Here is a 23,873-nt window from a genome sequence, read left to right as displayed (position 1 = left end):
CTACATATCCCGGCGACGGTGACCGCCGCCCCAGATCGTCAGCTTCCATGAGTCTCTCCGGCTTCGCCCCCCTCCAGCAAGCGGCACCTTCCTTGGCCGCCGTCGACGACCCGTTGGAGCTCGCTCGCTACACCCGTTGGGTGCAGGAAAGCGATGGCGTTCGGCTCGGCGAGTCGGCGCTCCAGATCTCCGGCATGTACTGCGCGGCCTGCACGGGCATCCTCGAGAACGCGTTGCGCGCCGTCGACGGCGTGCGCGAGGCGCGCGTCAGCGCCGCGGCGCAGCGCGCCACGGTGCGCTGGGATCCGGCGAAGACGCAGCCCTCGGCGCTGATCGCGGCGATCCGCGCCGCCGGTTACGACGCGGTTCCGGACGCCGCCGCGCCGGCGCGCGAGATGCGCCGCACCGAGCACCGTGCGGCGCTGTGGCGCCTGTTCGTCGCCAGCTTCTGCGCGATGCAGGTGATGATGTTCGCCACGCCGAGCTACGTGGCCCATGGTGATCTCACGATGGAGATGCGCCAGCTCCTGAACTGGGGCTGCTGGGTGCTCTCCATTCCGGTGGTGCTGTTCTCCGCCGGCCCGTTCTTCCGCGGGGCCTGGCGCGGCCTGCGCGCCGGGCGCATCGGCATGGACGTGCCGGTCAGCATCGGCGTCGCTGTCACCTTCGTGGCCAGCACCGGCGCGACCTTCGATCCCAGCGGCGTCTTCGGCCACGAGGTCTATTTCGATTCGCTGACGATGTTCGTCAGCTTCCTGCTCGCCGGCCGCTACCTCGAGCTGCGGGCCCGTCACCGCGCGGCCACGGCGCTGGAAGGTGCGCTGGCCTGCCTGCCGGAAACCGCGCAGCGCCTGGAAGCCGACGGCAGCATCAGCGAGATCAGCGTCCAGCGCCTGATGGCCGGCGACCGCGTGCGCGTCGCGCTCGGCCAGGCCTTCCCGGCCGACGGCACGCTGATCGAGGGCTCGACTCAGGCCGACGAGTCGCTGCTGACCGGCGAGTCGGTGGCCGTCGACAAGGCCTGCGGCGCCGCGGTCGTCGCCGGCAGCGTGAACCTCGGGGCGCCGGTGACGATGCGCGTCGAGCGCGCCGGTGCGGACACGCGCTACGAAGCCATCGTCTCGATGATGCGCGACGCGATGTCGCAGCGTCCGGCGCTGGCCCGCGTCGCCGACCGCTGGGCCGTGCCCTTCCTCTGGGCCGTGCTGCTGCTGGCCGCGGGGGCTGCGGCGGTCTGGAGCCTGATCGACCCGTCGCGGGCGATCTGGGTCGCAGTGTCGGTCCTCATCGTCACCTGCCCGTGCGCGCTGTCTTTGGCGGCGCCGGCGACGATGATCGCCGCCGCCGGAGGTCTCGCGCGCCGCGGCGTGCTGGTGCAGCGGCTCGATGCGCTGGAGGATCTGGCCCGTGCCGACCATCTGTTCATCGACAAGACCGGCACCTTGACCGAAGACCGGCCGGTGCTGGCGACGACGCTGGTGCTCGACGAGGGCGTCGATGCGCTCGGCCACGCGGCCTCGCTGGCGGCCTGGTCGCGTCATCCGCTGTCGCAGGCGCTGGCCGCGGCGCTGCCGGCATCCGGGCTGGCCTGGGAGGCGATCGAGGAGGTGGCGGGCGAGGGCATGCGGGCCACCGCAGCCGACGGCGCGCAATGGCGGCTGGGCCGTGCCAGCTTCGCCGGGGCTGCCGAGCGCGACGACGTCCAGGTCTGGCTGTCGCGGGACGGTCGGCCGGTGGCCGGCTTCGGTTTCGATGAGCTGCTGCGGGACGGCGCGGAGCAAGCCGTGCGCGAGCTGCGGGCCGACGGCGTGCGCGTGACGCTGCTGTCCGGCGACGCGCCACAGCGCGCGGCGCGGCTCGCGCGGCGCCTCGGTCTCGATTCATTCGTCGGCGGGGCCCGCCCCGAAGACAAGCTGGCGGCCGTGGCCGCCGCTCAGCAGGCCGGCGAGCGTGTCGCGATGGTCGGCGACGGGGTCAACGACGCGCCGGTGCTGGCGCGTGCCGACGTCTCGCTCGCGATGGGCCAGGGGGCGCTGGTCGCTCGCGCTCAGGCCGACGCGGTGCTGGCCTCGAACCGTCCTCTGGACTTGGTGCGGGCGCGCCGCAGCTCGGCGCGGGCGATGCGCATCGTGCGCCAAAACATGATCTGGGCCGCGGCGTACAACGCCGCGTGCATTCCGCTGGCCTTGATCGGCTGGCTTCCGCCATGGGCTGCTGGCTTGGGCATGGCGGGTAGTTCGCTCTTCGTGGTGCTCAACGCGCTGCGGGCAGGGCGCTGAAGGCTCGAATGGACATCCTGTACCTGCTCATCCCGCTGTCGGCGGTGCTGGTGCTGATCATCCTCGGCGTCTTCGGCTGGGCCCTGCATCGCGGCCAGTTCGAGGATCTCGAGTACGAGGGCGAGCGCATTCTCCAGGACGACGATGGCCCGGTTGACAGCCATCAAGCCCTGTCCCAGATCAAGCCTGAACAATCGTCAAATTTGCTTCCTGAACGACGCGAGGAGAAGCCGTATGGCTCATGAATCGTCACCGGCGACCCCGGTGTACTACGACACCCCGGTGAGATATTTCTCCGTGGTGGCGGTGCTGTGGGGGATCGTCGGCATGCTGGTGGGGGTGATCATCGCCGCCCAGTTGGCATGGCCCGAACTGAACCTGGGCATCCCTTACATCACCTACGGCCGTCTCCGACCGCTGCACACCAACGCGGTGATCTTCGCGTTCGGTGGCTCCGCGCTCTTCGCGACTTCGTATCACGTGGTGCAGCGGACCTGCCAGGCCTCGCTGTTCCTGCCGAAGCTGGCGATGTTCACGTTCTGGGGCTGGCAGGTCGTCATCCTGCTGGCGGCGATCTCGCTGCCGCTGGGCTTCACGACCGGCAAGGAGTACGCCGAGCTCGAATGGCCGATCGACATCCTGATCGCCGTCGTCTGGGTGTCCTACGCGATCGTGTTCTTCGGCACCATCGGCAAGCGCACCGTGCGCCACATCTACGTGGCCAACTGGTTCTTCGGCGCGTTCATCATCGCCGTGGCGCTGCTGCACATCGTCAACAGCGCCGAAGTGCCGGTCTCGCTGACGAAGAGCTACTCGGTCTACGCGGGCGTTCAGGACGCGATGGTCCAGTGGTGGTACGGCCATAACGCGGTGGGCTTCTTCCTCACCGCCGGCTTCCTGGGGATGATGTACTACTACATCCCGAAGCAGGCCGGCCGCCCGGTCTACAGCTACCGGCTGTCGATCGTGCACTTCTGGGCGCTGATCTTCACGTACATGTGGGCGGGCCCGCACCACCTGCACTACACCGCGCTGCCCGACTGGACCCAGTCGATCGGCATGATCTTCTCGCTGGTGCTGCTGGCGCCGAGCTGGGGCGGCATGATCAACGGCATCATGACGCTGTCGGGCGCCTGGCATAAGCTGCGCGACGACCCGATCCTGAAGTTCCTGATCGTCTCGCTGTCGTTCTACGGCATGTCGACCTTCGAAGGGCCGATGATGTCGATCAAGACGGTCAACGCGCTGTCCCACTACACGGACTGGACCGTCGGCCACGTGCACAGCGGTGCGCTCGGCTGGGTCGGCCTGATCTCGATGGGCTCGCTGTACCACCTGATCCCGCGCATGTTCGGGCGTCAGACGATGTACAGCACCCGTGCCATCGAGCTGCACTTCTGGGTCGCCACCATCGGCATCGTCCTGTACATCGCCGCGATGTGGATCGCCGGCGTGATGCAAGGCCTGATGTGGCGTGCCGTGAACCCCGACGGCACGCTGGTCTACAGCTTCGTCGAAGGCGTCAAGGCCACGTACCCGTTCTACGTGATCCGTCTCGGCGGTGGCCTGCTGTACCTGACCGGCATGGTCATCATGGCCTGGAACACGGTCATGACGATCAAGAGCGGCAAGGTCGTGCCGGCGCCGATCCCGATGGTCCCGGCCCACGCCTGACCGCCAGAACCCTAGGAGATACAAGACCATGGCACACAACCATGCCGTCGGCGGTCACGAGAAGATCGAGACCAGCAACTTCCTGATGATCGTGCTGATCCTGCTGACGGTCGCCGTCGGCGGGCTCGTCGAGATCGTGCCGCTGTTCTTCCAGCGCTCCACGACCCAGCCGGTCGCGGGCCTGAAGCCCTACACCCCGCTGCAACTGGCCGGGCGAGACATCTATCTGCGCGAAGGCTGCTATGGCTGCCACTCGCAGATGGTGCGCCCGTTCCGCGCCGAGACGCTGCGCTACGGCCACTACTCGATGGCCGGCGAGTTCGTCTACGACCATCCGTTCCAGTGGGGCAGCAAGCGCACGGGCCCGGACCTGCAGCGTGTCGGCGGTCGCTACAGCGACGAGTGGCACCGCATCCACCTGAACAACCCGCGTGACCTGGTGCCCGAGTCCAACATGCCGGCTTATCCGTGGCTGGCCAAGAACGAGGTGGACGCGGCAGGCCTGGCGCCGCGCATGAAGGCGCTGCGCACGGTCGGTGTTCCCTACAGCGACGACGAGATCGCCAAGGCCGCCGACGAAGTGAAGGGCAAGACGGAGATCGATGCCGTCATCGCCTACCTGCAGGTGCTGGGCACGGCCGTCAAGTGACGCCGCAACCGACCATGGACATCAACACCCTCCGTACCGTCGTCACGGTGGTGAGCTTCGCGCTCTTCATCGGGATCGTGGTCTGGACCTGGTCGCGGCGCCGCCGCGGACATTTCGACGAGGCGGCGATGCTTCCCTTCATCGAGAAGGACGGCGCCGAAGCCTCAGGAGAACGGAAATGAGCGATTTCTTCAACTCGGGCTGGTCACTGTATGTGGCCGGCATCACCGTCGTCAGCCTGATCTTCTGTCTGGTCGTGCTGATCGTGGCCAGCCGCCGCAAGGTCATGGCCGACGACAACACGACGGGTCACGTCTGGGACGAGGACCTGCAGGAACTGAACAACCCGCTGCCGCGCTGGTGGGCCGGCCTGTTCCTCGTGACCATCGCGTTCGCGGTGATCTACCTGGTCCTGTACCCGGGTCTGGGCAGCAACAAGGGCGCGCTGAACTGGACCAGCACCGGCCAGCACTCGAACGAGATGGACAAGGCGCGGGCCCAGATGGCGCCGCTGTACGCCAAGTTCGTCGCCCAGTCCGCCGAGGACCTGGCCAAGGACCCGCAGGCGATGGCTATCGGTGAGCGCCTGTTCGCCAACAACTGCGCCCAGTGCCATGGTGCCGACGCGCGCGGCAGCAAGGGCTTCCCGAACCTGACCGACGACGACTGGCTGCACGGCGGCACGCTCGACAAGATCAAGGAGACGATCACCCTCGGCCGCGTCGGCAACATGCCGCCGATGGCCGCAGCGGTCGGCACGCCGGAAGACGTGAAGAACGTCGCCCAGTACGTGCTGAGCCTGTCTGGCAGCCCGCACAACGAAGTCGCGGCGCAGCTCGGCAAGCCCAAGTTCGTGGTCTGCGCCGCGTGCCACGGCCCGGACGGCAAGGGCATGCAGGCGGTCGGTTCGGCCAACCTGACCGACAAGATCTGGCTGCACGGCTACGGCGAGCAGGCGATCATCAACATGATCAACAACGGAAAGGTCAACGTCATGCCGTCGCAGGCGGCCCGCCTGAGCCCGGAGCAGATCCACGTTCTGGGCGCCTACGTCTGGAGCCTGTCGCACCGGACGACGGTCGCGTCGCGCTGATCGGGAGTTTCACGACATGAGCCAAGTGCGGGTCGACCTCGAAGACCGGCCCGCCGCGGCACGGGCCGCCTCGGGCGCGGAACCGGCGAAAGCCGGCGCCGCGCCCGAGGCGGTCGTTTCGCTTTATGCGAAGCAGAAGAAGATCTACGCCCGCTCGGTATCGGGCTGGTTCAACGGCTGGCGCTGGGCGCTGGTCTGGGCGACGCAGCTGGTGTTCTACGGGCTGCCGTGGCTGGACTGGAACTCCCGCCAGGCCGTGCTCTTCGACCTCGGCACGCGGCGCTTCTACATCTTCGGCCTGGTCCTGTATCCGCAGGACCTGATCTATCTGTCGGCGCTGCTGATGATCTCGGCTTACGCGCTGTTCCTGTTCACCGCGGTGGCCGGCAGGCTGTGGTGCGGCTACGCCTGCCCGCAGACGGTCTACACCGAGATCTTCATGTGGGTCGAGCGCCGCTTCGAAGGCGACCGCAACGCCCGCATGCGTCTGGACGCCGGACCCTGGACCTTCGAACGCGTCTGGCGCAAGGGCGCGACGCAGTTCGTCTGGATCGCGATCGCGCTCTGGACGGGCCTCTCCTTCGTCGGCTACTTCACACCGATCCGCGAGCTGCTGCCTTCGGCGATGGCGATGTCGCTGGGGCCCTGGGAAACCTTCTGGGTGCTGTTCTACGGCTTCGCGACCTGGGGCAACGCCGGCTACATGCGCGAGCAGGTCTGCAAGTACATGTGCCCGTACGCGCGCTTCCAGAGCGCGATGTTCGACAAGGACACGCTGATCATCAGCTACGACGCCGAGCGGGGAGACCCGCGCGGCACGCGTTCGCGCAAGATCGACGCCCGCAGCCAGGGCCTGGGCGACTGCATCGACTGCGGTCTGTGCGTGCAGGTCTGCCCGACCGGCATCGATATCCGCAACGGCCTGCAGTACGAGTGCATCGGCTGCACCGCCTGCATCGACGTCTGCAACGGCGTCATGGACAAGATGAAGTACCCGCGCGGGCTGATCCGCTACGCGACGGAGAACGGCATGGCTCAGCACCAGACGCGCGGCCAGATGCTGCAGCGTGTGCTGCGCCCCCGGGTGCTGGTCTACACGGCGATCTTGATCATCATCGTCGGCGCCTTCGCGGCCAGCCTCGCGATGCGCAGCCCGTTCCGTGTCGACGTCGTGCGCGACCGCGCCTCGCTGGCGCGCATCGTCGACGAAGGCTACATCGAGAACCTGTACCGCCTGCAGGTCATGAACGCGACCGAGTCGACGCAGCGCTACCGCATCAGCGCCGACGGCCTGACGCCGATGGTGGTCGACGCCCCGAAGGACTTCGAGGTCGAGCCGGCCGATGCGCGCTGGGTGACGATCGCCCTGCGGGTGCCGCCGGATACCGCCAGCCAGGCAGGGCCTGGAGCCCACGCGATACAGTTCCACATCGAACGACTGCCCGACGCGAACGACGCGACGCCGGTGGTCGCCAGCGAGAAATCAACGTTCGTCGTCCCCCGATGACGCTGCTTCGACCGGAGCCCCTGATGAGCACTCTTCCCGTTTCCCGCGACGCAACGCCCTGGTGGCGCATCGGCATGGTCTGGCTGGTGGTGTCGGGCCCGCTGATCGTCGTCATCGCGGCCGTCGCGACCGCCGTCATCGCGATCCGCGGAGCCGACCTCGTCATCACCGAGGTGCCGTCGTCGGTGCCGCAGTCCGGCGAAGTCCAGGCCGACACGCCGGCGATGGCTGCGCGCAACCACGCCGCCACCGCGGCGCCCTGAGCGGCTACTCCCGCGAGGCATTCGATGAGGCGGCGTGCGCGCGACTGGAGTGCGGTGCTCTGGCCCGCGTTCCTGGCCGCGGTGGTGCTGGAGCTTGCGCTGTTCTCGGTGCTGGATCCGGCGGCGCTGCGCTGGTTCGGCGGCGGGGCGATCGAACTCGATCCCGCAGCCGTCTACACGCTGGCCTTCTTCGTCTTCTGGGCCGCTTCGGCGGCCGCCGCAGGCATGACGCTGCTGCTGTCGCGCAGCGAGCACGAAATCAACAGCCGAACATTTCGCAGCTGAAGAAAACAAAACGCCGCGCAATGCGCGGCGTTTTTGTTTGCACCGGGGTTCGGGTCAGCAGGCGGCGGAGGAGCCGTTGACGAGCTTTTGCAGCGCCTGCGGGTCGAGCACGCGGATCTGGCGCTGCTTGACCTCCAGGATGCCGTCGTCCTGGAACTTCGAGAACGTGCGGCTGACCGTTTCGAGCTTCAGGCCGAGGTAGCTGCCGATCTCCTCGCGCGTCATGCGCAGGATCAGCGAGTGCGGCGAGAAGCCGCGCGTCTGCAGACGCTGGGTCAGGTTCAGCAGGAAGGCCGCCAGGCGCTCTTCGGCGCGCATGCTGCCAAGCAGCAGCATCACGCCGTGATCGCGCACGATCTCGCGGCTCATGATCTTGTGCAGCTGGCGTTGCAGGTCGCTGAACTCGCGCGACAGGTCTTCGAGCTGCTGGAACGGGATGACGCAGACTTGCGAGTCTTCGAGCGCCACCGAGTCGCAGGTGTGACGGTCGGTACCGATGCCGTCGAGGCCCAGAAGTTCGCCCGCCATCTGGAAGCCGGTGACCTGATCGCGGCCGTCTTCGGAGGACACGCAGGTCTTGAAGAAGCCGGTGCGAACCGCGTAGAGCGACAGGAAGGGATCGCCGGCACGGAACAAGGTCTCGCCACGCGGAACCGAACGGCGCGTCGCCACCATCGTGTCGAGCCGCTCGAGCTGGTCGTTGGACATGCCGACCGGCAGACAGAGTTCACGCAGGTTACAGCTCGAGCAGGCGACCTTGAACGGTTCAAGCCGGATGCCGGAAGACGTGTTGTTCATAGGGGTTCGACGATTGGAGTCAGTTCGGTCCGGCGTGGCGGGGCAGACCCGAGTATCGCTCATGACGTCGCTCAAGGGCATGGTCAATTCTTTGCTTGCGTCTCGGGTGGGCGCTTGAGACAGATCAAGCCGATTGGGTGAGTGTTTGGCACAGTCCAGCCCGTACCGCATGACGGCCGGATGAATTATGGACACGATTGTTCCTGAAGCACTGCTGAGGCGCCTCGACGTGCCCGGTCCCCGCTATACCTCGTACCCCACCGCGGACCGCTTCGTCGAAGCCTTCGGCCCTGCTGAGTACCGGCAGGCCTTGCGACAACGAGCGGAGGGCAGCACGGTGGGCGGCACGCCACCGCTGTCGCTTTATATCCACATTCCGTTCTGCGAATCGGTCTGCTACTACTGCGCCTGCAACAAGATCATCACGAAGCACCACGAGCGCAGTGCCGAGTACCTTGACGCGCTCGAAGCCGAAATCGCATTGCACGTCGCCGAACTGGGCAAGGGCCAGTCGGTGTCGCAATTGCACTTCGGTGGCGGCTCGCCGACCTTCCTGACCGACGAGGAGATCGGCCGGCTGATGACCCGGCTGCGCGAGTCGTTCAAGATCGTCGCCGGCGCCGAGATCTCGATCGAGGTCGACCCGCGCACCGCGACGCCCGAACGCCTGAAGAGCCTCGCCGGCCTGGGCTTCAACCGCATCAGCTTCGGCATCCAGGACTTCGACCCCGACGTCCAGGAAGCGGTGCACCGCGTGCAGTCGTACGACAGCGTGCGCGACCTCGTCGTCGCTGCGCGGGCCAACGGCTTCGAGTCGATCAACGCCGACCTGATCTACGGCCTGCCCAAGCAGACGCCGGACTCGTTCGCGCGCACGATCCAGCAGATCGCCGAGCTGCGCCCGGACCGCATCGCGCTGTACGCCTACGCGCACCTGCCGACGCGCTTCAAGCCGCAGCGCCGCATCCTCGCCGAGGAACTGCCGCTGGGCGAGCAGCGCATCAAGATGCTGGGCGGCGCCATCGCCGGCTTCATCGCCGCGGGCTACACCTACATCGGCATGGACCACTTCGCGTTGCCGGGCGACGCGCTGTCGGCCGCACGCCGCCAGGGCCGCCTGCACCGCAACTTCCAGGGCTACAGCACGCAGCCCGACTGCGATCTGATCGCGCTGGGCGTGTCCTCGATCGGCCGCATGGGCGCGACCTACAGCCAGAACGCGAAGACGCTGCCCGAGTACTACGAGTCCATCGCCAAGGGCGAATTCCCGATCGTGCGCGGCCTGACGCTGACGCGCGACGACCTGCTGCGCCGGGCGGTGATCATGGCCATCATGTGCCAGGGGCGCGTCGAGTACGAGTCGATCGAACTTGCGCACCTGATCAAGTTCCCCGAGTACTTCGCGGCGGAACTCGAGGATCTGACGCCGTTCGCCGAAGGTGGGCTGCTGGAGATCAACGACGACTCGATCCAGATCACCGCGCTGGGCTGGTACTACGTGCGCGGCGTCGCGGCGGTCTTCGACAAGCACCTGCGCGCCAGCGGCAACCGCGAGCGCTTCTCGCGCATCATCTGAGCCGGCACGGGTTATCCCGCGACGGGATAATCCGGGCATGACTCTTCGGGCCCCCGCGTGGACTTCGCGCTCGTCGTCAGCGCGCTGATGCTCGGGCTGGCCGGCGCGCCGCACTGCATCGCGATGTGCGGCGCCGCCTGCACGGCGCTGCTGCCACCCGGCCAGCGCGCCGCCCTCTGGAGCTTCCATCTCGCCCGCGTGGCCGGCTACGCGGCCGGCGGCGCGCTGGTCGCCTCCGGCGTCAACCTGCTGTCGGCCGTCGGCGAACTCAGCCCCGCGCTGCGGCCGCTGTGGACGCTGGCGCACGCTGCGGCCCTCGGGCTCGGCCTGTGGCTGCTGTGGAAGGGCCGGCAACCGGCCTGGCTGGAGAACATCGGCCGCAGCGCGCAGCGACGTGCACCGCAGGCCGACGCCGCCGGCTGGCGGCGCATCGCCGGGCCGGCCCGCGCGGCCACCGCCGGGTCCTTGTGGGTCGCCTGGCCTTGCGGCTTGCTGCAGTCGGCGCTGGTCGTCGCCGCGCTGGCCAACACGGCCGCCGCCGGCGCCGCGGTGATGGGCGCCTTCGCGATCGCCAGCGGCGCGGGCCTGGTGCTCGGCCCGATGCTGTGGTTCAAGCTCGGCGTGTCGCAGTCGGCGTCGGCCGCAGTCTGGGCCACACGCGCCGCGGGCGCGCTGCTGGTCGTCGCCTCCGGCTGGGCTCTGGGCCACGGCCTGTGGATGCAGTGGCAGGCCTACTGCGCCACCTGAATGCCGCCGCGCATCGCGGCGCCGTGTCCAGCGTTTGTCCTTCGAAGGCCCTTGCACGTCAGTCGGGCGACAGTCGTTGACCTAGAATCAATTCCCGCGAATTCATCCCCGACGACCCACCGCATTCGCGGTTTGTGGAGACCTTTTTCATGTACCAGCACATCAAGGTGCCCGAGGGCGGGCAGAAGATCACGGTCAACGCCGACTTCTCGCTGAACGTCCCCGACCAGCCCATCATTCCGTACATCGAGGGCGACGGCACCGGTTTCGACATCACGCCGGTGATGTTGAAGGTGGTCGATGCGGCGGTCGCCAAGAGCTACGGCGGCAAGCGCAAGATCCACTGGATGGAGGTCTACGCCGGCGAGAAGTCGACCAAGGTCTACGGCCCCGACGTCTGGCTGCCCGAAGAGACGCTGCACGCGGTGCGCGATTACGTCGTCTCGATCAAGGGCCCGCTGACGACGCCGGTCGGCGGCGGCATCCGCAGCCTGAACGTCGCGCTGCGCCAGGAACTCGACCTCTACGTCTGCCTGCGCCCGATCCAGTACTTCAAGGGCGTGCCGACGCCGCTGAAGGAGCCGGAGAAGACCAACATGGTCATCTTCCGCGAGAACTCCGAGGACATCTACGCCGGCATCGAGTGGGAAGCCAAGAGCGAGAAGGCGCAGAAGGTCATCAAGTTCCTCATCGAGGAAATGGGCGTCAAGAAGATCCGCTTCCCGGAGACCTCGGGCATCGGCATCAAGCCCGTGTCGCAGGAAGGCACCGAGCGTCTGGTGCGCAAGGCGATCCAGTACGCGGTCGACAACGACAAGCCCAGCGTGACCATCGTGCACAAGGGCAACATCATGAAGTTCACGGAAGGCGGCTTCCGTGACTGGGCCTACGCGCTGGCGCAGCGCGAGTTCGGCGCCCAGCCGATCGACGGCGGCCCGTGGTGCTCGTTCAAGAACCCGAAGACGGGCAAGGACATCGTCATCAAGGACTCGATCGCCGACGCCTTCCTGCAGCAGATCCTGCTGCGCCCGGCCGAGTACTCGGTGATCGCGACGCTCAACCTGAACGGCGACTATGTCTCCGACGCCCTGGCCGCGCAGGTCGGCGGCATCGGCATCGCCCCGGGCGCCAACCTGTCGGACTCGGTCGCGATGTTCGAGGCCACCCACGGCACCGCGCCCAAGTACGCCGGCAAGGACTACGTCAACCCGGGCTCCGAGATCCTCTCGGCCGAGATGATGCTGCGCCACATGGGCTGGACCGAGGCTGCCGACCTGATCATCAGCGCGATGGAGAAGTCCATCCTCAGCAAGCAGGTCACCTACGACTTCGCGCGCCTGATGGACGGCGCGACGCAGGTCTCCTGCTCGGGCTTCGGCAAGGTCATGATCGAGCAGATGGGCTGAGCCCGCGCCTGCCGCAACCCTGACGAAGGCGCCCCTCGGGGCGCCTTTGTCGTTCTTGCAGATCGAAACATCGTGGCGGCGCGGGTGAAACGAAGCCGTCACCTTGGGCGGGCAAGCTGGCCGCATGACAGCCGATCGGGGTGATGCGATGGACGACGTGCAGTACGGCGACGGCCCTCGGGATCTGGCGGCGGTGAAAGCCGCCTGGGACGCGGCGCCGCCGCCCGACCGGGTGACGCTGCTGGCGCGGCTGCTGCAGCCCCTGGGGCCGCTGGCGCGTGCGGCGGTCGCCTCGGGGGCGTTCGCGGCCTACGTCGGGCGCGAGCACTGGAGCCAGGTCCAGGTGCGTTTCGAGGACGCGATGGCGCTGCCGGCCGAGCAGCTCGTGGCGCTGGCGCGTTTCAGCTTCGACGTGCAGCCCGACGTGCTGCGCCTGCCGTCCACCGCCTCGGCCGCGGGGCTGGGGCTGGCGGCGCTGCTGGGCGCGCTGGCCCTGGTGCTGCCGCGGCGCTGACGCCTCAGACCAGGGTCTGCACGCTGGTGTTGAAGGCGTAGCCGACGCCGCGTTCGGTGACGATCAGGCTCGGATTGAACGGGTCGGGTTCGATCTTGCGCCGCAGCCGCAGCACCTGGACGTCGATCGTGCGGTCGTAGACCTCGGCGCTGTTGAGCCGCGACAGGCCCAGCAGCTGGTCGCGGCTGAGCACGCGCTGCGGCGCGCTGCAGAAGGCGACCAGCAGGTTGAACTCCTGGTTGCTGAGCTCGACACGGCGCCCGTCGGGCGCGGTCAGCCGGCGCGTGCCCAGGTTCAGCTCCCAGCCGGCGAAGCGGAAGGCGCGCCGGCGCTCCTCGCGCACCGGCTGTTCGGCGGCGGCGCGTGCGGAGATGCGGCTGCGGCGCAGTACCGAGCGGATGCGCGCCAGCAGCTCGCGCGGGCTGAAGGGCTTGGTGACGTAGTCGTCGGCGCCCAGTTCCAGCCCCATCACGCGGTCGGCCTCCTCGGAGCGCCCGGTCAGCAGCACGATCGGCACCTCGGCACGCTCGCGCAGGCGGCGGGCGAGGTCCAGCCCGTCCTCGCCCTGCAGGCGCAGGTCCAGCACCACGAGGTCGATCGGCTCGTCGGCGAAGGTGCCCAGCATCGCTGCGCCGTCGGCCACCGCGGTGACGCGGATCTCGTTCTCGCCGAGATAGTCGATGAGCAGTTCACGCAGCGCCGGGTCGTCGTCGACGACGAGAACGTGAGGAACCGGGAGGTCTTGGGCGATGGGCATGACAGACTGTCGCCGTGAATGGGGCCGACAACACATTAGCGTTCGAGCCGCCGGTTGCGCCGACAGCGGCGACGGCGCCTCCCCCTACGGGCTGGCGCGACTTGCTGGCGACGCGGCTGGTGCTCGTCGTGCTGCTGGTCGAGCTGCTGGTCGCCGCCGCGGTCGCGCTGGGGCTGTGGACGCTGCGCCGGCAGACGCTGGACGCCGAGCAGCGCCATCTGTCCTCGCTGGCCGGCGCGATGGCGGCGCAGGCCGAAGCGACGCTCGACGCCGCCGGTGCGGCGCTGATGGCCACCCGCGACGAGCTCGCCGAAGGCCTGCTGACGCCGGGTACCCGCTCGGCCGACGCGCTGCTGCGGGCCCGCATCGCCGCGCTGCCGCGGTTCCGCTCGCTGGTCGTCGTCGACCGGGGCGGCCAGGTGCTCGCCGACTCCGACGTCGACCGTCCGACGCTGTCGCCGCAGCAGCGCGAAGCGCTCGCCGCCGTCGGGACGGCGCCGCCCGGGCGCCTGTACCTGGGCCGAGCCGATGCCGGCGAGGGCGTGGTGCCGCCGGCCATCGCCGTCGCCACCGACTGGCGCGACGGCCAGCGCCGCTTGCGGGGCGCGGTGCTGCTGATGGCCGACGCCGAGTTCCTGGACCGCGACTTCCCGCAGCTCGCGCCTACGGCCGACACGCGCCTGGGCCTGTACCGGCGCGAGGACCTCAGCCCGCTGGCCGACGGTCCGGGCGCGCTCGGCGGCGAGCCGGTGCCGGCGGCGGATCTGGCCGGACTCTGGTCCGGCCACCCGGGCGACGCTGCCACGCGTCTCGTCGCGTCGCGCCAGCTCGACGGCGGCCGGCTGTTGCTGGTCGTCTCCCGCGACCGCGACCGGGCCTTGGCCGCCTGGTCCGGCCAGGCCGCGTTGGCGGCCGCCTTCGTCGGCCTTGCGTTCGGCGTCACGCTGATGCTCGCGCTGCGCTCGGCGCGTGAAGGCGCGCTGCGCCGCGCGGCCGAGGCGCGCATGGCGGCCGAGCAGGGCCGGGCGCTGCGCGCCTTCCAGGCGGCGCAGGAAGGCGCCTGGGAGTGGAACCCGGCCGGCGGCCGCACCTATCTGTCGCCGCGCATGAAGGAACTGCTCGGCCTGGCGCGCGACGCCCCGGCCGAAGGCGCGCTCTACGATCACCCGACGCTGCACCCCGACGACGTCGAGCCGCTGCGCCAGGCCTTTCTCGCCCACCAGCGCGGCCAGACCGGCCAGTTCGACCAGGTGTTCCGCGTGCGCCGGCCCGACGGCAGCTGGCGCCATGTGCGCTCGCGCGGCCTGGCCTTGCAGGGCGAGGAGGGCATCGTGTTCTGCGGCTCGGCGGCCGACGTCAGCGAGGACGTGCGCTCGCGCGAGCAGCGGCGGCAGCTCGAGGAGCAGCTCGCGCGCGCGAGCCGGCTGGAGGCGCTGGGCACGTTGGCCGGCGGCGTCGCGCACGACTTCAACAACATCCTCGCGGCGGTCGTCGGCTACGGCGAGCTGGCGCGCGGCGAGGCCCGGGAAGGTTCGGCCCAGGCGCGGCGCCTGGACCAGGTGCTGCAGGCCGGCCAGCGCGGCAAGGCGCTGGTCGAGCGTGTGCTGGCCTTCAGCCGTGCGACGCCGCGGCCGGCGCAGGCGGTCGCCGTACAGGCGGTCGTCGAGGAAGTGCTGGACCTGCTGGGCGGCTCGCTGGCGCCCGGTCTGCAGATCCGGCGGCGGCTGCAGGCGCCCCGAGCCGCGGTGCGCATCGACGCCACGGCCTTCTTCGAGGCCGTGATGAACCTGGGCAGCAACGGCCTGCAGGCCATGCCCGGCGGCGGCTGCCTGACCGTCACGCTCGAGGAGCTGCGGCTGGACGTCGAGCGCAGCGTGTTCGAAGGCCGCGTCGGCCCCGGCCGGCACCTGCGGCTGCGTGTCGTCGACGAAGGTCCGGGTGTCGCCGCCGAGGTGCTGCCGCGGCTGTTCGAGCCCTTCTTCACGACCAAGACCGGCCAGGGGCCCGGCGGGCCGCGCGGCACCGGCCTCGGGCTGTCGGTGGTGCACGGCGTCGTCTTCGGTGCCGGCGGTGCGATCGACGTCGGCGCCGGCGAATCGGGGCGCGGCGCACGTTTCGACCTCTACCTGCCGCTGTGCGAAGAGGCTGCGGCGCCGGCCGCGGCAGCGGATGCGCCGGTCGCCGAAGGACGCGGCGAGGCCGTGCTCGTCGTCGACGACGAGCCGGCGCTGGTGGAGCTGGCCGAGGACCTGCTCGCCGGCCTGGGCTACGAGCCGTTCGGCTGCACCGACGCCGCCGTCGCGATGGAGCGCCTGCGCGAGGCGCCGCAGCGTTTCGACCTGCTGCTGACCGACGAGCGCATGCCGGCGGTCAGCGGCACCGCGCTGGCGGCGGCCGCGCGCACGCTGCGCCCGGACCTGCCGGTGGTGCTGGCCAGCGGCTGGGGCGGCCCCGAGCTCGAGCGCCGTGCGGCCCAGGCCGGCGTCGCCGTCGTCGTCGCCAAGCCGCTGACGCGGGCCGAGCTGGCGGCGGCGCTGGCGCGGGCACTGGGCCGCTGAAGCGGTTACAGCTGCAATGCGGCCCGTCGGCGCCGTCATCGGCGGCGGCGAGTCGGATGCGACCATGTGCGGATGACCGCCCGTCGCCGCCTGCACCCCGTTCGCCCGTCGCGGCGCCCCGGCGATGGAGCCGGCCGATGAGTCTCGCGACCGAGCTTTCGCCGCCGCTCGCGGCCCGAGGATCGTGGGCCTCGCCGGGCCGTCTGCTGATGCTGGTGTTCGTGTGGCTGGCCGCGACCGCCGCCTGGCGCCCGCTGATGCTGCCCGACGAAGGGCGCTACGTCGGCGTCGCCTGGGAGATGCTGCAGCGCGGCGAGTTCGTCACGCCGACGCTCGACGGCCTGCCGTACTTCCACAAGCCGCCGCTGATGTACTGGATCACCGCGGCGGCGATGAAGCTCGCCGGCCCGACGGGCTGGGCGATGCGGGCCGCACCGCTGCTGGGGGCGATGGCGATGGTGCTGGCGCTGTGGTGCGCCGTGGCCGGGGCGTCGCCGGCCGGCTCGGCTCGCCGGCGCGAAGCGGCGCTGGCCGTGGCGCTGCTGGTGACGACGCCTTTCGTCTTCCTCGGTGCGCAGTACGCCGACTGCGACATGCTGGTGGCCGGCGCGGTGTCGCTGGCCGTCGCCTGCGCCCGGCGGGCTTTCGAACGGCACGAAACCGCAGCACGGCGCTGGATCGTCGCCGCCTGGGTGGCCGCGGCCTTCGCGGTGCTCGCCAAGGGGCTGATCGGCGTCGTGCTGCCGGCGCTGGTGCTGCTGCCCTGGCTGGCGGCGACGCGGCGCTGGCGCGGGATCCTGGCGCTGCTCGACCCGCTGGCGCTGGCGCTCTTCCTGCTGATCGCCGCGCCGTGGTTCGTGCTCGCGCAGCAGGCGCACCCGGGCTTTGTCGACTACTTCGTCGTCGAGCAGCACTTCCGCCGCTTCACGCAGACCAGCTTCAACAACCGCGAACCGTTCTGGTTCTATTTCGCCGTGCTGCCGCTGGCGATGCTGCCGGCCGCGCTGTGGCTGCCGGCTGCGGCCGGGCGTCTGCGGCGTGCCTGGCGCCGCGCGGGGGCGCATGCCGACACGGTGTTCGCGGCCTGGTGGATCGCTGCGGTGCTGCTGTTCTTCTCGGCGCCGGCGTCCAAGCTGGTGGGCTACGTGCTGCCGGCCGCCGCGCCGATGGCGTGGCTGCTGGCGCGTGCGCTGCGCGGCCGCCGGCCGGCGATCGTCGTGGCGACGCTGGTCGCGGGGGCCGCGACCTGTCTGCTGGCCTGGACTGCGGTGTTCGTCAAAGGGCCCGCGGGCGACGCCGACCTGGCGGCGGCGCTGGCCGCGGCGCGTGCCCCGGGCGAGCGGGTGGTCTTCCTCGGCGACCCGTTCTTCGATCTGCGCCTGCTGGCGCGGCTGGAGTCGCCGCCTGCCGTCATCGGCGACTGGAGCTCGGCCGAGCGCGACCGGCGCGACGACTGGCGGCGCGAACTGCGCGACGCCGGGCGTTTCGACCCGGCGGCGGCGGCCGAGGTGCTGTGGTCGCCGCAGGAGCTTGTGCGCCGGCGCTGCGACGGCCGGTCGTGGCTGGTGATCTCCGGCGCGACGCCGCCGCCCGCGGGTTTCGAAGACGCGGTCCTGGTCGCGCAAGGCCGCCGTGGCCGTCTGTGGCGCGCCGACGCGCCCGCCGCATGTCGTTGAGCCGCGCCGAGCCGCTGCGCTACGCCGTCGTCGGCGCGCTGGCGACCGTGGCGCACTGGCTGACGCTGGCCGTGCTGGTCGAGGCCGCCGGCTGGGCCGCCTGGACGGCCAGCGGGGCCGGCGCCGCGCTCGGGGCGCAGGTCGCTTTTGCCGGCAACCGCAGCTTCACCTTCGCCGGCGCGCGGCAGCTGCCGCTGCTGGCGAGCTGGTGGCGTTTCCAGCTGACCGCTGCCGCCGGCGGCGCGCTCGGCATGGCCATCGTCGCGGCCGGCGTCGCGCTGGGCGTGTACTACCTGCTGGCGCAGGTGCTGGCGACGGGCGTGGTGTTCGTCTGCGGCTATCTCGTCAACCGGCACTGGAGCTTCCGGCCGCCGGCTCGAAGGCCGGGCCCAGGGCCACGCCGGCCGCCGCCAGATCCTCGCTGAACGCGCCGCTCTCCAGGTAGCTCGCCTCGCGCTGGCGTGCGGCGGCGATCTCGTCGCCGGCGCCGTCGTTCGCGGCGTCGCCGGGGTGGCAGAACAGCAGCGCGCGGGCGTTGGTGTCTTCCTGGCCGAGCGCCTTCAGCCAGCCTTGCATGCGCGCGCGATAGTCGGGCGACTCGAAGTCGTAGGCGCCGAGCAGCACGTCGTTGTGGCGGATGCCCAGCCGGCGCAGGCCGCGCTGCAGCGCACGGCCGCCGGTGAACTCGATCAGGCGGCGCTTCAGCGGGTCGTTCGGGCCTTCGACCCGGCCGGTGTTGCGCACGGCCAGCCCGCGTTCGCGCGCGAACCGCAGCACGAGGTCGCGCACGCCGGGCAGGTGGTGCACGTGCTGGTGGCCGTCGACGAAGGCCGGGACGGCGTCGACGTGGTCCTCGAAGCGCTCGAACTGCGCCTCGAGCTCGGCGCCGATCGCCGCCAGCGGCAGGGCCCGGGCGTGCGCCAGCGCGATCAGCGCCGGCAGGGTCGGCAGCGCGTCCCAGTGGCGTCGCAGTTCGCGGCTGAGCGGAAAGCCGTGGGTCAGGTTGAAGTGCAGGCCGCGCTTGACCCCCACCGGCCAGAGATGGCTGCGGCGCGCTGCATCGGGCCAGCGCGCGCGCTGCACCAGCATGCTCGCGGCGGCCAGCCGGCCGCTGTGCGCCAGCCGGTCGATGGCTTCGTCGACATAGGGGGCGAGCCCGTAGTCGTCGGCGCACAGCGCCAGTGCGTGGCGGCTCATGCGCGCTCCCCGGCCAGCCCCAGCGGCCGGGCCACTGCCATGGCCGCGGGTTGTTCGGCCGGTGCGCCGCTGTCGTGCGCGACGAGGAACACCGGGCGCTGCTTGACCTCGTCGAAGATGCGGCCGACGTACTCTCCCAGCACCCCGATCGACAGCAGTTGCACGCCGGCGGTGAACATCAGCCCGGCGACGATCGTCGGCCATCCGGGCACCGGGTGCCCGGCCGCAAAGTGCTCGACGACGACCCAGCAGCCATAGGCCAGCGCACCCAGCGCCGCGATGGCGCCGATGCCGCTCCACAGCCGCAGCGGCAGGTTGGAGAAGGCCGTGATGCCGGTCATCGCCAGCCGCGCCAGGCGCAGCGTCGAGAAGCTGCTCTTGCCATGGGCGCGCGGCAGCGGCTGGTAGGCGATGGCGCGGGGCTCGAAGCCGACCCAGGCATACAGCCCCTTCATGAACCGGTTGCGTTCGGGCAGGGCGTTGAGCGCATTGACGACGCACCGGTCGAAGAGCCGGTAGTCGCCGGCGTCCGGCGTGATCGGCACCGGCGAGCCCATGTTGACGACGCGGTAGAACCACGTGGTGCCCAGGCGCTTGAGCCAGGTCTCGTCGTCACGCGCCTGGCGCACCGCGCAGACGTGGTCGGCGCCGTCGCGCCAGGCCTGCAGCATCTCGGGCATCAGATCGACCGGATGCTGGCCGTCGGCGTCCATCAGCCAGACGACGTCGCCGCGGGCGTGAACGAGCCCGGCGGTCAGTGCCGCCTCCTTGCCGAAGTTGCGGGCCAGCCGGAGGTAACGCACGCCGCTCGGCGGTGGCGACATCAGCTGCGCGGTGTCGTCGCGGCTGCCGTCGTCGACGACGACGACTTCCCAGCGTGTGGCCAGACGGCGCAGTGCGGCGCACACCAGGCCCAGCGTCGCACCGAGGTTGCGCGCTTCGTTGTAGGCCGGCATGACGACCGTCAGCATCGGGTCGCGCAAGGCCCGCGGCAGTTCGCCGCTGCCGTCGTGCGGCAGGTCGCGCCGCATCATGTCGCGCGGCGTCGGGGCGCCGGGTGGGCTGACGTGGCGGCGAGGGGCATCGGGCGTCTCCGTGCGGATGAGCTTGGGCAGGAGAAGCTTGGGGCCGCCGCTGTCAACCCTGATGACGGGCACCCGGTCGGCGATGACAGATGAAACACGGCGCCCGGCCGTTGGCGTCGTCGCCGGCTTCAGGCCGGCCGTTGAGCAGGCAAGTCCGGCGCGTGCCGGACCTGCTCGATGGACCTGAGCCCTCTACGGGGTCCGAACGGAGAAACATCCATGGCTTCCACCCGAACCTTCCTGCGCTCCGGCCTCCTGGCTGCCGTCCTGGCCGGTGCCACCGCGCTCAGCTTCGCCGCCACCCCGGCCGCACCCGCCGCGCCGGCCGACGCCGCTGCGACGCCGACCCAGTCGGCCGCCCCGGCGAAGAAGGTCGTCAAGGCCAAGCACAAGAATGCCAAGGCGGCGCACAAGCACACCAAGGCGAAGAAGCCGCAAACCCCGCCGGCCGCCAACTGAGCGGTATCGGGCCTGCGGCGACCGGTTATCGCCCGGGCCCGCATGACGGCGTCGGCAGAGATTCCAGGCAAAAGCTGGAAACCGACGCCGTTACTGCTTGATTAATATCAAGCGATACGCGTCGGGGCATCCAGCAAAACCGCCGACGCGTGCCGGCGGCCGCTCGACAAGGCCAGCGCCGGGCTCAGGCCGGCGTGCGCTGCGCCGGTGCCGCCGCGGCGGCGACCGGCCGGATGTTCTGCGCCAGGTTGCCCTTGGGGCCCTGAACCAGTTCGTACTCCACCCGGCTGCCTTGCTTCAGGGTCCTGAACCCGTCCATCTGCACCGCCGAGAAGTGTGCGAAGACGTCCGCACCACCGCCCTCGGGTTCGATGAAACCGAAGCCCTTGGCATCGTTGAACCACTTCACCGTACCGACCGCCATTGTTTTCACCTCGCTTAACTGCGCGCGAATATCAAAAATGATTCTCGCGATGCCGTCGGAAGAGTGTCAAGGCGATGTGACGCTTGGCTGTCTCGTGGACTCGACAAACATTGGTCAAATCGCCCAGCGGGAGGATGCGCGCGCGGGCTGACGGCCGGGGCTTGAACGCGGGAGAAGCGCATCAACATGACCATGGCACGGGTCATGCAAAGTTGCCGCCAGCACGCCCCGTCAACGTCGATAGAATGAATTCATGCCCGACGAACCGCCCGTCCCCCCGGTGAAGCCGCCGACCCAGCCCGCCCGGGATGGTGGTGCGGGCGGCGCCGTCGTCGCCGAGCGCAAGGCGCAACGGGTCAAGCCGCCGAGCCTGTACCAGGTGGTGCTGCTCAACGACGACTACACGCCGATGGAGTTCGTCGTCATGGTGCTGCAGCACTACTTCCAGCGTGATCTGGAGACCGCCACGCACATCATGCTGAAGATCCATCACGAGGGTCGCGGCGTGTGCGGGGTGTACCCCAAGGACGTTGCCGCGACGAAGGTCGAACTCGTGCTCGCCGCGGCCCGCCGCGACGGTCACCCGCTTCAGTGCATTATGGAGGCCGCATGATTGCGCAAGAACTGGAAGTCAGCCTGCGCATGGCGTTCGTCGAAGCGCGCCAGCAGCGGCACGAGTTCATCACCGTCGAGCACCTGCTGATGGCGTTGCTCGACAACCCGAGCGCCGCCGAGGTGCTGCGCGCCTGCGCCGCCAACATCGAGGACCTGCGCAAGAGCCTGGCGACCTTCATCAAGGAGAACACGCCGACGGTCTCTGGCAGCGAGGAAGTCGACACCCAGCCGACCCTCGGTTTCCAGCGCGTGATCCAGCGCGCGATCATGCACGTGCAGAGCACGGGCAGCGGCAAGAAGGAAGTCACTGGTGCCAACGTGCTGGTGGCGATCTTCGGCGAGAAGGACTCGCACGCCGTCTACTACCTGCACCAGCAGGGCGTGACGCGCCTGGACGTCGTCAACTTCATTGCCCACGGCATCAAGAAGAGCGACCCGCCCGAACCCGCCAAGTCCAGCGACAACAGCGCCGGCAGCGGCGAGGGCGAGCGTGACGAGGCCGGTGGCGAAGGCAAGGGCTCGCCGCTCGAGCAGTTCACGCAGAACCTGAACGCCCTGGCGCTGGCCGGCAAGATCGACCCGCTGATCGGCCGCGAGCAGGAAGTCGAGCGCGTCATCCAGGTGCTCTGCCGCCGGCGCAAGAACAACCCGCTGCTGGTCGGCGAGGCCGGTGTCGGCAAGACCGCGATCGCCGAAGGCCTGGCCTGGCGCATCACCGAGAAGGACGTGCCCGAGGTACTGGCCGAGTCGACCGTCTACGCGCTCGACATGGGCGCGCTGCTGGCGGGCACCAAGTACCGCGGCGACTTCGAGCAGCGCCTGAAGGGCGTGCTCAAGCAGCTCAAGGACCAGCCGAACGCGATCCTCTTCATCGACGAGATCCACACGCTGATCGGCGCCGGCGCGGCGTCGGGTGGCACGCTGGACGCGAGCAACCTGCTCAAGCCCGCGCTGTCCAGCGGTTCGATGAAGTGCATCGGCGCCACCACCTTCACCGAGTACCGCGGCATCTTCGAGAAGGATGCGGCGCTGTCGCGGCGCTTCCAGAAGGTCGACGTCGTCGAGCCTTCGGTCGAGCAGACGATCGAGATCCTGAAGGGCCTGAAGTCGCGCTTCGAGGACCACCACAACGTCAAGTACGCGCTCGGCGCGCTGCAGGCCGCGGCCGAGCTGTCGGCCAAGTACATCAACGACCGCCACCTGCCCGACAAGGCGATCGACGTCATCGACGAAGCCGGTGCCGCGCAGCGCATCCTGCCCAAGAGCAAGCAGAAGAAGACGATCACCCGTAACGAGGTCGAGGAGATCGTCGCCAAGATCGCGCGCATCCCGCCGGCCTCGGTGTCCAGCGACGACCGCGACAAGCTGAAGACGCTGGAACGCGACCTGAAGAGCGTCGTCTTCGGCCAGGACGCCTCGATCGAGGCGCTGGCCGCGGCGATCAAGATGGCGCGCTCGGGCCTGGGCAAGCCGGACAAGCCGATCGGCTCGTTCCTGTTCAGCGGCCCGACCGGCGTCGGCAAGACCGAGGTCGCCAAGCAGCTGGCCTACATCCTGGGCATCGAGCTGATCCGCTTCGACATGTCGGAGTACATGGAGCGCCACGCGGTCAGCCGTTTGATCGGCGCGCCTCCGGGCTACGTCGGTTTCGACCAGGGCGGCCTGCTGACCGAGGCGATCACGAAGAAGCCGCACGCGGTGCTGCTGCTCGACGAGATCGAGAAGGCTCACCCCGACGTCTTCAACGTTCTGCTGCAGGTCATGGACCACGGCACGCTGACCGACAACAACGGGCGCAAGGCCGACTTCCGCAGCGTCATCATCATCATGACGACGAACGCCGGCGCCGAGACGATGAACAAGTCGACGATCGGCTTCACGACCCGGCGCGAGCAGGGCGACGAGATGGCCGACATCAAGCGCCTGTTCACGCCCGAGTTCCGCAACCGGCTCGACGCGATCGTGTCCTTCCGCGCGCTGGACGAAGAGATCATCCTGCGCGTCGTCGACAAGTTCCTGCTGCAGCTGGAAAGCCAGCTCGCCGAGAAGAAGGTCGAGGTCACCTTCACCGACAAGCTGCGCAAGCATCTGGCGAAGAAGGGCTTCGATCCGCTGATGGGCGCGCGGCCGATGCAGCGCCTGATCCAGGACATGATCCGCCGCGCGCTGGCCGACGAACTGCTGTTCGGCCGCCTGGTCGACGGTGGCCGCCTGACGGTGGACCTCGACGACAAGGACGAGGTGCAGCTGGACATCCAGCCGCCCAAGCGCAGCGACAAGCCGCGCACCGAGGCGACGCCGGCCTGAAGCC

The 23,873-nt window shown here is 69.7% G+C and carries 24 protein-coding genes; 19 read left to right on the top strand and 5 right to left on the bottom strand.

Annotation, left to right across the window (positions count from 1 at the left end):
- Positions 1-92: 92 nt before the first annotated feature.
- Genes RGE_RS15550 through RGE_RS15510 form a run of 9 tightly spaced genes read left to right on the top strand, consistent with a single transcriptional unit; the run spans position 93 to position 7,750 of the window.
- Positions 93-2,279 (top strand): heavy metal translocating P-type ATPase, encoded by a 2,187-nt coding sequence (locus RGE_RS15550; RefSeq protein ID WP_232504938.1) that lies wholly within the window; start codon positions 93-95, stop codon positions 2,277-2,279.
- 8 nt (positions 2,280-2,287) lie between these two features.
- Positions 2,288-2,524: a cbb3-type cytochrome oxidase assembly protein CcoS gene (gene ccoS / locus RGE_RS15545; RefSeq protein WP_014429394.1), complete on the top strand. Its 237-nt coding sequence runs from the start codon at positions 2,288-2,290 to the stop codon at positions 2,522-2,524.
- Complete coding sequence (gene ccoN / locus RGE_RS15540) at positions 2,514-3,953, top strand: cytochrome-c oxidase, cbb3-type subunit I (RefSeq protein WP_014429393.1); 1,440 nt, start codon at positions 2,514-2,516, stop codon at positions 3,951-3,953. Before ccoS ends, ccoN begins: the two co-directional genes overlap by 11 nt.
- Before the next feature lie 28 nt (positions 3,954-3,981).
- Positions 3,982-4,602: a cytochrome-c oxidase, cbb3-type subunit II gene (gene ccoO / locus RGE_RS15535; protein WP_014429392.1), complete on the top strand. Its 621-nt coding sequence runs from the start codon at positions 3,982-3,984 to the stop codon at positions 4,600-4,602.
- 14 nt (positions 4,603-4,616) lie between these two features.
- Complete coding sequence (locus tag RGE_RS15530; protein ID WP_014429391.1) at positions 4,617-4,784, top strand: cbb3-type cytochrome oxidase subunit 3; 168 nt, start codon at positions 4,617-4,619, stop codon at positions 4,782-4,784.
- Positions 4,781-5,695 (top strand): cytochrome-c oxidase, cbb3-type subunit III, encoded by a 915-nt coding sequence (ccoP, locus tag RGE_RS15525; RefSeq protein WP_014429390.1) that lies wholly within the window; start codon positions 4,781-4,783, stop codon positions 5,693-5,695. Before RGE_RS15530 ends, ccoP begins: the two co-directional genes overlap by 4 nt.
- Positions 5,696-5,711: 16 nt before the next feature.
- Complete coding sequence (ccoG, locus tag RGE_RS15520; protein WP_014429389.1) at positions 5,712-7,202, top strand: cytochrome c oxidase accessory protein CcoG; 1,491 nt, start codon at positions 5,712-5,714, stop codon at positions 7,200-7,202.
- 23 nt (positions 7,203-7,225) lie between these two features.
- Positions 7,226-7,465, top strand: coding sequence for a hypothetical protein (locus RGE_RS15515; protein WP_043784173.1), 240 nt, complete (start codon positions 7,226-7,228; stop codon positions 7,463-7,465).
- Between the two features lie 24 nt (positions 7,466-7,489).
- Entirely contained in the window at positions 7,490-7,750 is a 261-nt protein-coding gene (locus RGE_RS15510) for a hypothetical protein (protein WP_014429387.1), read from the top strand.
- A gap of 54 nt (positions 7,751-7,804) precedes the next feature.
- On the opposite strand, the gene fnr is transcribed toward RGE_RS15510, so the two are convergent.
- Positions 7,805-8,548: a fumarate/nitrate reduction transcriptional regulator Fnr gene (gene fnr / locus RGE_RS15505; RefSeq protein ID WP_014429386.1), complete on the bottom strand. Its 744-nt coding sequence runs from the start codon at positions 8,546-8,548 to the stop codon at positions 7,805-7,807.
- Between the two features lie 187 nt (positions 8,549-8,735).
- On the opposite strand from fnr, the gene hemN reads away from it, so the two are divergent.
- The 4 genes from hemN to RGE_RS15485 all read left to right on the top strand — a co-directional run bounded on the left by hemN (position 8,736) and on the right by RGE_RS15485 (position 12,791).
- The gene (hemN, locus tag RGE_RS15500) at positions 8,736-10,124 is read left to right on the top strand and encodes an oxygen-independent coproporphyrinogen III oxidase (RefSeq protein WP_014429385.1); all 1,389 of its coding nucleotides are present in this window, start codon (positions 8,736-8,738) and stop codon (positions 10,122-10,124) included.
- Between the two features lie 57 nt (positions 10,125-10,181).
- Entirely contained in the window at positions 10,182-10,871 is a 690-nt protein-coding gene (locus RGE_RS15495; RefSeq protein WP_014429384.1) for a sulfite exporter TauE/SafE family protein, read from the top strand.
- A 149-nt stretch (positions 10,872-11,020) separates the two neighbouring features.
- Positions 11,021-12,277, top strand: coding sequence for an NADP-dependent isocitrate dehydrogenase (gene icd, locus RGE_RS15490; protein WP_014429382.1), 1,257 nt, complete (start codon positions 11,021-11,023; stop codon positions 12,275-12,277).
- Between the two features lie 148 nt (positions 12,278-12,425).
- Positions 12,426-12,791 carry a hypothetical protein gene (locus RGE_RS15485; protein WP_014429381.1) on the top strand — a complete coding sequence of 122 codons (366 nt, stop codon included), beginning with the start codon at positions 12,426-12,428 and terminating at the stop codon, positions 12,789-12,791.
- Between the two features lie 4 nt (positions 12,792-12,795).
- Here the strand turns inward: RGE_RS15485 and RGE_RS15480 are convergent, their stop codons facing one another.
- Positions 12,796-13,548: a response regulator transcription factor gene (locus tag RGE_RS15480; protein ID WP_014429380.1), complete on the bottom strand. Its 753-nt coding sequence runs from the start codon at positions 13,546-13,548 to the stop codon at positions 12,796-12,798.
- A gap of 101 nt (positions 13,549-13,649) precedes the next feature.
- Between RGE_RS15480 and RGE_RS23345 the strand changes: the two genes are divergently transcribed.
- The 3 genes from RGE_RS23345 to RGE_RS23340 all read left to right on the top strand — a co-directional run bounded on the left by RGE_RS23345 (position 13,650) and on the right by RGE_RS23340 (position 18,207).
- Positions 13,650-16,106, top strand: a complete 2,457-nt coding sequence (locus RGE_RS23345; protein WP_014429379.1) for an ATP-binding protein — start codon at positions 13,650-13,652, stop codon at positions 16,104-16,106.
- 137 nt (positions 16,107-16,243) lie between these two features.
- The gene (locus tag RGE_RS15470; RefSeq protein ID WP_158443100.1) at positions 16,244-17,782 is read left to right on the top strand and encodes an ArnT family glycosyltransferase; all 1,539 of its coding nucleotides are present in this window, start codon (positions 16,244-16,246) and stop codon (positions 17,780-17,782) included.
- Complete coding sequence (locus tag RGE_RS23340) at positions 17,773-18,207, top strand: GtrA family protein (protein ID WP_148280206.1); 435 nt, start codon at positions 17,773-17,775, stop codon at positions 18,205-18,207. The genes RGE_RS15470 and RGE_RS23340 overlap by 10 nt, the downstream gene beginning before the upstream one ends.
- Here RGE_RS23340 and RGE_RS15460 read toward each other — a convergent pair.
- Together RGE_RS15460 and RGE_RS15455 are read right to left on the bottom strand one after the other, a co-directional pair.
- Positions 18,128-18,979: a ChbG/HpnK family deacetylase gene (locus RGE_RS15460; RefSeq protein ID WP_014429376.1), complete on the bottom strand. Its 852-nt coding sequence runs from the start codon at positions 18,977-18,979 to the stop codon at positions 18,128-18,130. The genes RGE_RS23340 and RGE_RS15460 overlap by 80 nt on opposite strands.
- A complete protein-coding gene (locus RGE_RS15455; protein WP_014429375.1) occupies positions 18,976-20,013 on the bottom strand; it encodes a glycosyltransferase family 2 protein in 1,038 nt (345 codons plus the stop codon). The genes RGE_RS15460 and RGE_RS15455 overlap by 4 nt, the downstream gene beginning before the upstream one ends.
- Before the next feature lie 270 nt (positions 20,014-20,283).
- Here RGE_RS15455 and RGE_RS15450 point away from each other — a divergent pair, with 270 nt between their 5' ends.
- Entirely contained in the window at positions 20,284-20,523 is a 240-nt protein-coding gene (locus RGE_RS15450) for a hypothetical protein (protein WP_014429373.1), read from the top strand.
- A gap of 184 nt (positions 20,524-20,707) precedes the next feature.
- On the opposite strand, the gene RGE_RS15445 is transcribed toward RGE_RS15450, so the two are convergent.
- Positions 20,708-20,947 carry a cold shock domain-containing protein gene (locus RGE_RS15445; RefSeq protein ID WP_014429372.1) on the bottom strand — a complete coding sequence of 80 codons (240 nt, stop codon included), beginning with the start codon at positions 20,945-20,947 and terminating at the stop codon, positions 20,708-20,710.
- A gap of 253 nt (positions 20,948-21,200) precedes the next feature.
- Between RGE_RS15445 and clpS the strand changes: the two genes are divergently transcribed.
- Entirely contained in the window at positions 21,201-21,560 is a 360-nt protein-coding gene (gene clpS, locus RGE_RS15440; RefSeq protein WP_014429371.1) for an ATP-dependent Clp protease adapter ClpS, read from the top strand.
- On the top strand, positions 21,557-23,869 hold the full coding sequence (gene clpA / locus RGE_RS15435; RefSeq protein WP_014429370.1) for an ATP-dependent Clp protease ATP-binding subunit ClpA: 2,313 nt from the start codon (positions 21,557-21,559) through the stop codon (positions 23,867-23,869). The genes clpS and clpA overlap by 4 nt, the downstream gene beginning before the upstream one ends.
- Positions 23,870-23,873: the final 4 nt, after the last annotated feature.

It is taken from the genome of Rubrivivax gelatinosus IL144 (assembly GCF_000284255.1).
Taxonomy (GTDB): Bacteria; Pseudomonadota; Gammaproteobacteria; order Burkholderiales; family Burkholderiaceae_C; genus Rubrivivax; species Rubrivivax gelatinosus_A.
The sequence above is the reverse complement of the archived record's forward strand: the minus strand, read 5'-3'. Positions and strand labels throughout refer to the sequence as shown.